This is a genomic window from Embleya sp. NPDC059237, from assembly GCF_042754105.1.
Lineage (GTDB): Bacteria > Actinomycetota > Actinomycetes > Streptomycetales > Streptomycetaceae > Embleya.
Window position 1 is genome coordinate 396093 of record NZ_JBHZAE010000008.1, and the last position, 12052, is coordinate 408144.

At 68.7% G+C, this 12052-nt stretch carries 8 protein-coding genes; 3 read left to right on the plus strand and 5 right to left on the minus strand.

What is annotated here, in order from left to right; translation table 11 throughout:
• Positions 1–11: 11 nt before the first annotated feature.
• Positions 12–1427: an MFS transporter gene (locus ACFXKZ_RS26600; protein WP_380003487.1), complete on the minus strand. Its 1416-nt coding sequence runs from the start codon at positions 1425–1427 to the stop codon at positions 12–14.
• A gap of 156 nt (positions 1428–1583) precedes the next feature.
• Between ACFXKZ_RS26600 and ACFXKZ_RS26605 the strand changes: the two genes are divergently transcribed.
• On the plus strand, positions 1584–2153 hold the full coding sequence (locus ACFXKZ_RS26605; protein ID WP_380003489.1) for a CGNR zinc finger domain-containing protein: 570 nt from the start codon (positions 1584–1586) through the stop codon (positions 2151–2153).
• 1099 nt (positions 2154–3252) lie between these two features.
• Here the strand turns inward: ACFXKZ_RS26605 and ACFXKZ_RS26610 are convergent.
• Complete coding sequence (locus ACFXKZ_RS26610) at positions 3253–3732, minus strand: hypothetical protein (RefSeq protein WP_380003490.1); 480 nt, start codon at positions 3730–3732, stop codon at positions 3253–3255.
• A gap of 899 nt (positions 3733–4631) precedes the next feature.
• On the opposite strand from ACFXKZ_RS26610, the gene ACFXKZ_RS26615 reads away from it, so the two are divergent.
• The gene (locus ACFXKZ_RS26615) at positions 4632–5825 is read left to right on the plus strand and encodes a macrolide family glycosyltransferase (protein ID WP_380003491.1); all 1194 of its coding nucleotides are present in this window, start codon (positions 4632–4634) and stop codon (positions 5823–5825) included.
• Between the two features lie 97 nt (positions 5826–5922).
• On the opposite strand, the gene ACFXKZ_RS26620 is transcribed toward ACFXKZ_RS26615, so the two are convergent.
• Positions 5923–6783, minus strand: a complete 861-nt coding sequence (locus ACFXKZ_RS26620; protein WP_380003492.1) for an NAD(P)H-binding protein — start codon at positions 6781–6783, stop codon at positions 5923–5925.
• Positions 6784–6988: 205 nt separating this feature from the next.
• Here ACFXKZ_RS26620 and ACFXKZ_RS26625 point away from each other — a divergent pair, with 205 nt between their 5' ends.
• Entirely contained in the window at positions 6989–7396 is a 408-nt protein-coding gene (locus tag ACFXKZ_RS26625) for a winged helix-turn-helix transcriptional regulator (RefSeq protein ID WP_380003493.1), read from the plus strand.
• Between the two features lie 112 nt (positions 7397–7508).
• On the opposite strand, the gene dnaE is transcribed toward ACFXKZ_RS26625, so the two are convergent.
• Both dnaE and ACFXKZ_RS26635 read right to left on the minus strand, forming a co-directional pair.
• Positions 7509–11057: a DNA polymerase III subunit alpha gene (gene dnaE, locus ACFXKZ_RS26630; protein ID WP_380003494.1), complete on the minus strand. Its 3549-nt coding sequence runs from the start codon at positions 11055–11057 to the stop codon at positions 7509–7511.
• Between the two features lie 208 nt (positions 11058–11265).
• Complete coding sequence (locus ACFXKZ_RS26635) at positions 11266–11607, minus strand: DUF2277 domain-containing protein (RefSeq protein WP_380003495.1); 342 nt, start codon at positions 11605–11607, stop codon at positions 11266–11268.
• Positions 11608–12052: the final 445 nt, after the last annotated feature.

Sequence of the window (12052 nt, forward strand, 5' to 3'; positions counted from 1 at the left end):
GGGGGCGCCGCCTAACGTGTCCTCGGCTCCTTCGTCGGCGTTTCCTGCGACCCGGTCTTCTCTGCCCCCGTCTCCTCCGCCCCCGTCTCCTCCGCCCCGGGCACGCGGAACGCGGGGGCCAGGCGGGCGTCGGTGACCACCCGCAGGTACGGCGGGATCGTCGCGGCGGCGGCGACGGCGAAGGCCAGGAACGCCGCCCGGACGCCGAACCACTCGGCGAGCACGCCGATCAGGCCCGCGCCGACGGGGATCGCACCCCAGCCGAGCAGGCGGGCGGCGCCGCTGTAGCGGCCCATCATGTGCTCGGGGACCAGGTTCTGCGCGATCAACCGGGCGTTGACCGACCACAGCGTGCCGCCCAACCCGCCGACGAACGCCGCGCCGGCGATCGCCCACATCGCGGTGGTCACCGCCGGCACCGCCATCATCACGATCGTGGCGATCAGGTCGGCCAGCATCACCCGCCGGTGGCCCAGCAGCCGGTTCAGCCGGCCCACCAGCACCGCCCCGAGCAGTCCGCCGACGCCGAGCGCGCTCAGCACGACCCCGTACTCCCGGGCGGACATATGCATGGTGTCGTGCGCGACCAGCGGCATCAGCGCCAGCCACGCGCCCCAACTCGCGAACAACACGGTGAGGATCAGCGTCATCGTGCGCAGGAGGCGATGCCCCCAGAGGTAACGCAGCCCCTCGGCGATCTGCGCATTGACCGTGGCGGGCGCATCGAGCCCATCCGACCCACCGGACCCACCGGACCCACCGGACCCACCCTCGCCCTCCACCCCCGCCCGCCCAACCGCCCGAAACCGCCCGGTCAGCAAAAGCAGCAACAAACTCGCGGCAAGGTACGCAACCCACGTCGCCCCCAACGCCAGACCGGTGCCCGCGGCCAGCAACAACCCACCGACGAACGGCCCCGCGAACTCGTTCGCGGCCGTCTCCGCCCCGGTGATCAGCGCGTTGGCCCGCTCCCGATCCGCCCTCGGCACGATCACCGGGACCAGCGCCGCGGTCGAGGTCAGCGCGATCACCTCGGCCACGCCGAGCACGAGACCCCCGAGCCCCAGCACGACGATGCCGGCCTCGCCCGCCACAACGATCGCGAGCAGCCCCCCGATCGCCACCAGCCGCAGCCCGCCGGCCAGCCACAACAATCGACGCCGGTCGACCCGATCCACCAGCACGCCCACGTGCAACGCCACCAGCAACCACGGCAGCGACAGGGCCAGAGACACCAGCGTGACCAACGCCGGCGAATCGGTGGCCCGGGCGGCCAGCACCGGCAACACGATCTTGGTGATGCCGTCGGCCAGGTTGGTGACCACGGTGAAGGCCACCAGGACGGCCGTGTTCCGCGCCCGAGGACCGCCCTCGCGTGGTGCGGCGGACTCGACGTCCCGCTCGGTTCGCGCGCCCCGCAAGGCCATCGCCCACCCCTAACCACCAAAGCCGTTTACCGGTTGACCCGACTCTCGTGGATCCTGGCATCGACCCGCGCGCAGCGTCAACCGGTAAAAGCGATAGCCGGTTAGTCGCAGTAGGGTGGGACCGGCGACCGAATCGACCCGAAACCGGAGGCGCCGATGCCCGAGGCACCCGCCGCGGCCCTGCTCGTGCAGGCGTTCGTCAACACGGTCGACGTCGAGCTCGGCACCGACGACGTGGACACGCCCGCCCGACTCGGCGCATGGCTGGCCGAGCAGGGGCTGCTCGATCCCGACGTCCCGATCGGCCCCACCGAGTACGCCGCGGCGCTCGCACTGCGGGCCGGACTGCGCGAACGGCTGGGCGTACCCGTCGGGGACGCACCCGACCCGGACCTGCTCCGGCGCGCCGACGAGGTGACCCGCGCATTGCCCCTGGTCGTCGAACTGGGCCACGCCGACCACCCCGCCGCCCTCGTGCCGAGCCCCGAACTCCCGCCCGTACAGCGGGCATTGGCCGAGCTGACCATCGCCTGGAGCACCCTGGTCGGCAGCGGCGAGGCGACCCGCCTCAAGCGCTGCCCGGAGCACGGTTGCCACTGGGTCTTCTGGGACGTCTCCAAGAACCGCAGCCGACGCTGGTGCTCGATGCGCGTATGCGGAAACCGCACCAAGGCCCGCCGCTACGCGGCCAGACACGCCGATCCCACCGACACTCCGAGCCCGTAATACTCCCGCCGGATCCGGGAGCCCGGGATCCCGAGTGAGCATGCCTCTCGGCATCATCGTGAGCACTGCGGTGGTCACGGTGGGGGCGAACCACCCGGGGCGCGGGATGCGCGTCGGCGGCAGTCGGACAGGGTTCGGTGGGCCGGAGCGAGGTCGTCGGCGCCTGGGTTTGAGCGCAGGGTGGGCAGATGGGCGCCGGGCCCGAAACGATACCCGGCTACACCTCGCGCACTGGCGCCATCAGTGTCCGCACCGAACCATCGCAACATCTCCGGCGGATTTGTCGACCACGACGAACCACCCCGCGAGGCGTGCGTAGGCAAACACCGAGAACTCGGCCTTGACCTCGTCGTCGGCAACCTGCTCGTCGTTGACTCATCTGCGTGCGAACCCTGCGGGAGGACGGCTGAGAATGCCGCCCTCCCGGCGTCGCCGAACTTACTCGGTCGGAGTGTGCGGTCCTTCCTGGGTCCAGGCACGACGAACCTTGTGCCAGGACTCGATGAGGTCTGGGAGAGCATCGAGAACGCTCTTCAGCCCCATGATGGACAGAGTTACAACGGTGGCGATTGCCGCGACTGTGGTCGCGATGAGGGTCGTCAGCATCGGTAACGAGTTCTCCGTATCGACTCGGAGACGGATCGGACCGATGCACGCGGGCAGCCTCAGTCCGACCACGCCACAAACGGTGGTCTGGACTGAGTCGCGCCGACTGCCAAAACTCAGGTCGTAGCACGGGAGGCATGACGCCTCGACGACACAAAAATTCCAAGATCGCCACGTGAGTGTTCACGACCCGCCGTCGGCGCAGGCCGTAGCTCTATCACGACACCTCGACTGGCTGACATTTAAGACGGTCCGGTACGAGGAGTTTGGCTAGGAACTTACCTACCGTACAGACGGGTTCATGCCCAGCGCCAACTGAGTCGCACGGTCAATGAGCCGTAGCGCGCCAAGTGGGCGACCGCGACCTCGGAGACCGATCGCTGCTCGGCGGTGGCCCGTTCCGCCGGGACGAGCCATACGCCCTCGGCTATGCGGACGTGCCTGTTCCGTCTGCCGGCTGCTGCCACGCGGCGGATGCCGCGCCCGCCCGGGGCTACGGACTCGGGTTCGTCCGCTCAGGCGACGGCGTCTCTGCTTCGACATTGATCGGTGCATCGACGTGGCCGGTCAACTCGCGCTGGGGGCCCGGCGTCTGGTCGAGGCTGCCGGGCCCACGTACGTCGAGGTTGCACCGTCCGGTCGCGGAATCCACATCTGGAGGCCCGGCGACCTTGAAGGCGGGCGCGTCGTCTCGGTCGAAGGGATTTGGAACACCGCGGCTTACTGGGCCGGTCGGTACATCATGCGGACTCGAGATGCCTTTGAGGCCGCGCCCGTTGTCTTGGCCGACCTCGGGCCACTGCTTGGCCGGTCGGTCGCTTGAACGTCCGCGAACCTCGTGCCACTTGTCCGTAGTTTTCGCCACCTCGTCGAGGAGGTCGCGAACGTGAGGTAGCAGGGTTTTGAGGCCCAAGATGGCTGTGGTGGCGACGATCCCTAACGTGGTGATCCATGCAAGGACAGGGTTGCTCATCGTGCTTCTCCGACTCCTGCTGTCACGGCAGTCGAGTCGGTGGGCGGGCAGGCTCACTCAGCTCGAACACCGTAAACCGATGGCGAGACTGAGTCCTGTCGGACCGCCAAGAACTCAAGCAGGCTGCTCAGGAGCCTCTTGCACGTCATTCGCAGCAGCGAACGACCACTTCACACACTGGACACCTTCATCGCCAATGTCCGGTCTCGGCTCTGGAGTCACGCCCGGTTACGAGCGTTTGATTCGGTGTGTTGGAGCACGAGAATCGTATCGGACATCCGGCGGCCAAGGGCCGATGGGAGTTCGCGCGAACTGTGCCTCCGCGCCGCGAAGTTCGGCGCGACGGTCGAGGACCGTGCGCGGCTTCGGATGACCGTCGAGGTCCCTGCGGACGAAGCCGAGAGTGGTAAAGCCGCAGCTGGACGCGGCGAACGTGACGGACATCCGGTCGTGCCGGACTCGCCTGCACCTGCTCTGCGACTCGGGGATGTGCGACCTCCCGGCCACCTGAGCCATGGCTGGGCAGAACACCTTCGGCTCCGCGCCGACGTCGACTCACAGATGGCTCGGCGACGCTGGGCGCCTCCCGGGCCGGTCGCCGAACCGCCGGCATCACCCCGACACGGCGACTCATGCGTCGGGCGACGCTCGGTCGAGCGGAGCCCCGGCGGGTACTGGTCGAGGCTTTGCGTTGCATGCCGGGAAGGGGCTCGGAAAACCGGTTGGGGCGTGGTGAGGGCTTGGGTACGGTGGGTGGCATGTACTTCGTTCAGATCTACGGCTGACTTCGGCCGGGGCTTTGCCCTGATTCGTTCGCACCGGGCGCATGTGTTTCATGCCGGCGTCCGGGTTGTTGAGCTGTCGTGTCGATTCGCCGTGGGTTTGGAAAGAGAGTGCTCATGCCTCGTCGTTTTGGTCATGCCGTGCACACCGCTCATATCGCGATGGTTGGCATACCTGCCGTCAGTCACGTGTTGCCGGGTTTGGAAGTTGTGCGCGAGCTTGTGGATCGTGGGCATCGGGTGACCTATGCCAATGACCCGGTCGTTGCCGATCTGATTGCGCCGACCGGGGCGGAGTTCGTGGCGTATCGGTCTACCTTGCCGGTTGCGGACAATGGGTGGCCCGATGATGCGATCGGTGCCATGGGGGTTTTCCTGGATGATGCGATCCAGGCGTTGCCGCAGTTGCGCGCGGCTTACGATCGTGACCCTGCCGACCTGTACCTGTACGACATCGGTGCCTATGCGGCGCGGGCGCTTGCCGAGGTTCAGGGGCGGCCGATCGTGCAGTTGTCGCCGACGTATGTGGCCTGGAAGGGCTACGAGGACGAGGTGTTGCCCGGGATGAAGGCGTTGCCGGGGGCGGATGCCTACTGGGCGCGATTCGCCGACTGGCTCGCCGGCTCCGGGGCGACCACCATCGATGTGGACCGCTTCGGCGGCCGGCCGCGACGGGTCGTGGCCACCGTGTCGCGGGCCATGCAACCGTTCGCCGACCGGGTCGACACCGACGTGGTCGACTTCGTCGGGCCGTGCCTGGGTCGCCGTGCGGATCAGGGGGATTGGCGGCGTCCCGCCGACGCGAAGCGGGTGTTGCTGATTTCGCTGGGTTCGGCCTTCACCCGGCAGCCGGAGTTCTATCGGAGCTGCCTTGCCGCGTTCGGCGATCTGCCGGGGTGGCACGTGGTGTTGCAGATCGGTCGGTACGTCGACCCGGCCGATCTCGGCGAGTTGCCGGGCAACGTCGAACTGCACTCGTGGGTCCCGCAGTTGGCCATTCTCGAACAGGCCGACGCATTCGTCACGCACGCCGGGATGGGCGGGTGCGGCGAGGGGCTGACGACCGGAGTGCCGATGATCGCCGTGCCGCAGGCCGCCGATCAGTTCGCGAACGCGGATCGCCTCGTCGAACTCGGCGTGGCCCGTCGACTGGACACCGCGGATGCCACACCCGAAGCCCTGCGCGGCGCCCTCCTCGCGCTGACCACCGACCCGGCGGTGGCCGCCCGCTCCGCCGAACTGCGGGAGCGGGCCCGGGCCGAGGGCGGCACCGAGCGCGCCGCCGACCTGATCGAGGCCGAGCTGGGCTGATCCGGGACACCGGCCGCACGACGAAGCGCCCCGAACCCGGCTCGATGCCGGGTCCGGGGCGCCTCTTCGTGCGGAAAAGGCCCGAACGGGTGGCCGTTCAGCCCTTCAGCGCCGCCGCGACCGTGTCCGCGAGCGGGGTGGTCGGGCGGCCGAGGAGGCCGGACAGGTCGCCGGTGATGCCCGCGAGCGCGCCCTCGGAGACCCGCAGGTCGGCGTCGACAAGGAGTTCGACCAGGAATGCCGGGAGGCCGACACCGGTGAGGATCTCGCCGTACTTCTCCGCCGGCAGGTTCGCGTACGCGACCTCCTTGCCGCTCTGCCGCGCCGCCTCGGCGGCCAGCTCGGCCAGGCTCCAGTTGGTGTCGCCGGTCAGCTCGTACACCTTCCCGGCCTGGTCGTCGGCGAGCAGCACGATCGCGGCGGCCTCGGCGAAGTCGATGCGCGCGGCGGAGGCTATCCGGCCCTCGCCGGCCGAACCCGCGACCGCGCCGCGCTCGACGGCGCCGGCGAGCGAGCCGGTGTAGTTCTCGGTGTACCAGCCGTTGCGCAGCAGCACGCTGGGCAGGCCGGAGGCGGCGATTCGCGCCTCGGTGTCGCGGTGCACCCGGGACAGGCCGAGGGGGCTGTCGCTCGCGGAGTAGATCGACGTGTAGAGCAGCTGGCCGACCCGGGCCTCGGTGGCGGCGGCGACCACGGCGGCGTGGTGCGCGATCCGGTCCGCCTCGGGGCCGGTGGAGGACACGAACAGCAGCTTGTCCGCGCCGGTGAAGGCCGGTACCAGCGTCTCGGGCTTGCTGTAGTCGGCCTCGCGCACCTCGACCCCTCGGGCCGCGATGTCGGCGGCCTTGGCCGGCGTGCGCACCGCCGCGACGATCTCCGAGGCGGGCGTGCCCCGGTCGAGCAGGGCGTCGATGACGAGGCGGCCGAACTGCCCGGTGGCTGCGGTGACGACGATCATGATGCGTTCCTCTCTCCCGCGCACCGAACCCGTCGCCCGGCCGCTGTCCAAACGATGGCACTAACTTTTAGAAAGCGCAACCTGTGAGAGAGTGCAGCTTCTCGGTGAGTGCCTGCATGCGGAGAGTGCGTCACTTTTGAAAGCACTGGTTCGGAGGTAGCCTCGACAGATGCAGTCGCAGTCGCAGTCGACGAAGGGGGTAGCGATGGAAGCCGAGACCGAGACCAGGACCGGTCCGGACCCGACCCCGGAGTTCGAGTTCGACGTCTTCGCGAAGGAGTGCGGCTCGCGCACGGCCATGGAGCACATCACCGGCCGCTGGGGCGTGCTGGTTCTGGGCGGGCTCTACGACGGCCCGATGCGCTTCAACGCGCTGCGCCGTCGGGTGGACGGAGTCAGCGAGAAGATGCTCGCGCAGACGTTGCAGGCCCTGGAGCGGGACGGTTTTGTGCTCCGCGAGGTGCACAGCACGATCCCGCCCCGGGTCGAGTACACGCTGACCGACATGGGCAGTGCGACGGCGGCCAAGCTGCTCGACCTGATCGAGCACCTGGAGGGTCACATGGCTCGGGTGCTGCTCGCCCGCGAGGAGTACGACCGGACCCACGGCTGAGCCGTTCGGTCCGCGCGGGGCGGGCGCCGGCGTCCACTACGCCCGAGGGGTCGGGACCACGGGATTCACTCCCGTGGTCCCGACCCCTTCGGTCGGTCCGGTCCGGCCGGGCTCAGATGCTCCAGACGCCCGCGCCGAGCATCGACTTGATCTCGCCCGCCAGGCCTCCCTCGGGGTTGACCCGGAAGTCCAGGTTGTAGCGGGTGCGCATGCGCGCGCTCTCCAGGATCAGGTGCACCGGGTTGTCGCCGGGATGCGAGGACAACACCCGCTTGATGTCCTTCACCAGCTTCTCGTTGACCTTGGTGGTGGGCAGCCGCAGGCACACCGGCGCCTTGCCGCCGTGTTCGGCCGAACCGATGTCGAGCGGGACCAACTCCGAGCCGAACACGCTGAGCGCGCCGTCGCGTTCATTGAGTCGACCCTTGATGCTGACCGCGACGTCCTCCTCGAGGGCGTGTGCGACGAGGGTGTACGACTGCGGGAAGAACAGCACCTCGATCTCGCCGTCGTGGTCGGCGAGGTTGATCATCGCCCAGGGCGAGCCGCTCTTGTTCACCTTGCGCTGGATGCCGGTGATCAGCCCGGCGAGTTGCACGTTGCCCTCGGTCCGGCCGGAGTTCTTCAGCTCGGTGATCGAGGTGTCGCGGTGTCGGGACAGGATGTGCTCGGCGCCGTCGAGCGGGTGAGCGGAGACGTACAGACCGAGCATCTCGCGCTCGGTGGCCAACTTGAGCTTGCGCGGCCACTCCTGGTCGGTGAGCGTGAAGTCGAGCCCGACGGCCGGTTCGTCGGCCGCCTCGTCGCCGCCGCCGAACAGGTCGTATTGGCCTGCGGCCTCCTGCTTCTTCAGCCCGACCACCGCGTCGAGCGCCTGCTCGTGCACGTCGACCAGGGCTCGGCGGGTGTGCCCGAGCGCGTCGAACGCCCCGGCCTTGACCAGGGATTCGACCGCGCGCTTGTTGCAGGCGGGCAGGCCGATCTTGGTCAGGAAGTCGGCGAAGGAGTTGAACTTGCCCTTGCTCGTGCGGGCGTCGACGATGTCGTTGATGACGTTGTCGCCCACGTTGCGGATGGCCCGCAGGCCGAACCGTACGTCGGACCCGACGGCGGTGAAGTCGGCCACCGACTCGTTGACGTCGGGGGAGAGCACCCGGATGCCGGCCGAGCGGGCGTCGGCCAGGTACATCCCCATCTTGTCCTTGTCGTCGCCCACCGAGGTGAGCAGCGCGGCCATGAACTCGGCGGGGAAGTTCGCCTTGAGGTAGGCCGTTTGGTAGGACACCAGGCCGTAGGCGGCGGAGTGCGACTTGTTGAACGCGTAGCCGGCGAACGGGACCAGCACGTCCCAGACGGCCTGGATCGCCTCGTCGCCGTAACCACGTTCGCGGCAACCCGCCTGGAAGGGGATGAACTCCTTCTCCAGGACTTCCTTCTTCTTCTTGCCCATCGCGCGGCGGAGCAGGTCTGCTTGGCCGAGGCTGTAGCCGGCCAGCACCTGCGCGGCGCGCTGTACCTGCTCCTGATACACGATCAGACCGTAGGTGGGGCCCAGGACTTCGTTGAGCGGCTTCTCCAACTCCGGGTGAATCGGCGTGATTTCCTGCTGGCCGTTCTTGCGGAGCGCGTAGTTGATGTGCGAGTTCATGCCCATCGGGCCGGGGCGGTACAGCGCGGAGACCGCGGAGATGTCCTCGAACTCGGTCGGCTTCATCAGCTTGAGCAGCGCCCGCATGGGACCACCATCGAGCTGGAACACGCCCAACGTGTCGCCGCGGGAGAGCAGTTCGAAGGTGACCGGGTCGTCGAGCGGGATCTTCTCGATGTCGACGTCGATGCCCCGGTTGGCCTTGATGATCTTGATGGCGTGGTCGATGATGCCCAGGTTCCGCAGACCCAGGAAGTCCATCTTGACCAGGCCCATGGCCTCGCACGACGGGTAGTCGAAGCCGGTGATGATGACGCCGTCCTTGTCCCGCCGGTGCAGCGGGATCAGGTCGATCAGCGGCGTGGAGGAGAGGATGACGGCCGCGGCGTGCACACCGGTGCCCCGGGTCAGGCCCTCGATGCCGCGCGCGGTGTCGATCACCATCTTCACTTCGGGGTCGGACTCGTACAGCGCGCGGATCTCGCCGGCCTCGGTGTAGCGCGGGTGGTCCTTGTCGAACATGCCGGCCAAGGGCATCGACTTGCCCATGATGTCCGGCGGGTAGGCCTTGGTGATGCGGTCGCCGGTGGCGAACGGGAAGCCCAGGATGCGGCTGGAGTCCTTGATCGCGGCCTTGGCCTTGATCGTGCCGAAGGTGTTGACCTGCGCGGTGTACGCGGACCCGTACTTCTCGGTGACGTAGCGCACCATCTGGTCGCGCTGGCGGTCGTCGAAGTCGATGTCGACGTCCGGCGGGTTGATCCGCTCGGGGTTGAGGAAGCGCTCGAACAGCAGGTCGTAGTCGAGCGGGTTCAGGCCGGTGATACCGGTCAGGTAGGCCACCATCGAACCGGCGGCGGAGCCTCGGCCGGGGCCGACCGGGATGCCGTTGTCCCGGGCGTACTGGCAGATGTCGGCGACCACGAGGAAGTAGGAGTCGAAGCCCATGGGCGTGATCACGCCCATCTCCAACTCGATCCGGTCCAGCACCTCCTGGCTCGGGTTGTCGCCGAACCGGTGCTTCAGGCCCGTGGCGATCTTCTTGCGCAGGTAGCTCGCCTGGGTCTCGCCCTCCGGGACGTCGAACTGCGGCATCCGGTTGACCTCGGCGAAGACCTCGTCGTAGGGCTGGATGCGCTCGGCGATCGCGAGGGTGTTGTCGCACGACTCGGGCATCTCGGCGAACAGCCGGCGCATTTCGTCGGAGGTCTTGATGTAGTAGCCGGTGCCGGCGAACTTGAACCGGTTCGGGTCGGCCTTGTTCTTGCCCACGCCCACGCACAGGAGCGAGTCGTGCGCGTCGGCCTGGTCCTCGGTGACGTAGTGCGAGTCGTTGGTGGCCAGGAGCGGGATGTTCAGCTCCTTGGCGATCCGCAGCAGGTCCTGACGGACGGTGCGCTCGATGTCGAGGCCGTGGTCCATCAGTTCGAGGAAGTAATTCTCCTTGCCGAAGATGTCCTGGTAGGTCGAGGCCGCCTTGATCGCCTCGTCGTACTGGCCCAGGCGCAGGCGGGTCTGCACCTCGCCCGACGGGCAGCCGGTGGTGGCGATGATGCCCTCGTGGTGCTCGGCGATCAGCTCGCGGTCCATTCGGGGCTTCATGTAGTAGCCCTCGATGGACGCCAGGCTGGAGAGCCGGAACAGGTTGCGCAGGCCCTGGGGGTTCTCCGCCCACATCGTCATGTGGGTGTAGCGGCCGCCGCCGGAGACGTCCTTGCCGCCCTCGCCGTCCTCGCTCGGCGCGCGTTTGCCGCCGGGGGCCCAGAACTCGGGGCGGCGGGCGTGGCGGGTGCTGGGGGCGACGTACGCCTCGATGCCGATGATCGGTTTTACGCCGTGTTTTTTGGACGTGCCCTGGAACTCGTAGGCGCCGAACATGTTGCCGTGGTCGCTCATGGCCACCGCCGGCATGCCCTGCCGGGCCACCTCGGCGAACAGCTTGTCGTTCTTCGCCGCTCCGTCCAGCATCGAGTATTCGGTGTGGACATGCAGGTGAACGAACGAGTCAGACACGGTGTGTGAGGCTCCTCGGAGGGGCGGCGGGGACCATCCACCATAACGCGGCCGGGGGCGGCAAACGGGTGTCCGAGGCCGATGTCCGCGGTGCCTCGGCGAAGGCTTTTCCGAGTCGTTTCCTGGCCGTATCCGGGTGGGCCCGGAGTGGGCTGCGGCGGGGTTTGTGGGGCGGTTGGGGTGGGTTTGGTGTGGGATTTGGGGTGAGTCAGGCCGTTTTGGTGGGGGCGTGATCGTGGGGGTGGTCGTGAGTGTGGTCGTGGGCGTGGTCGGGCGTCCGGGTGGTGGCTTCGGCGGCTTGGGCGGTGGCCGCGCGGCGGCGGAGTGGGGGCAGGGTGGGAGGGGGTTGGCGGCGTTCGGGGAGTTCGGCGAGTAGGGCCTTGGTGGCTTCGGTGATGGTGGCGACGGCGCGCTCCACGGCCTCCTCTGTGCGGGGTGAGGTGGTCTGGACGCCGCTCACTTTGCGGACGTATTGACGGGCGGCGGCTTCGATCTCGACGTCGGTGGCGGCGGGGTCGAGTCCGCGGAGCGTCGTGATGTTTCTGCACATGCCTTTCAGGCTAGGCGGGGTGGCCGACATGTGGCCTGGGCCGGCGGTGGAGGCGGGTGTGGTCCCTGGCCGGTCTGCGGGCCGCCTTGTCCTCAAGCGCCGGACGGGCTGGGTTTGGTCGGGTTGACGGTGTCGGGTGTGGGCGCCCGATGCGCCCGTGCCGCGGTCTGCGGGCCGCCTTGTCCTCAAGCGCCGGACGGGCTGGGTTTGGTCGGGTTGACGGTGTCGGGTGTGGGCGCCCGATGCGCCCGTGCCGGCCTGCGGCCCGCTTGTCCTCAAACGCCGGACGGGCTGAATTTGGCTTGCTCGGGCCGTGACTTGGGCTGTCGGGTGTCGTTCTTCCCCGCGACCCCGCGACCCCGCGACCCCGCGACCCCGCGACCCCGCGACCCCGCGACCCCGCGACCCCGCGACCCCGCGACCCCGCGACCCCGCGACCCCGCGA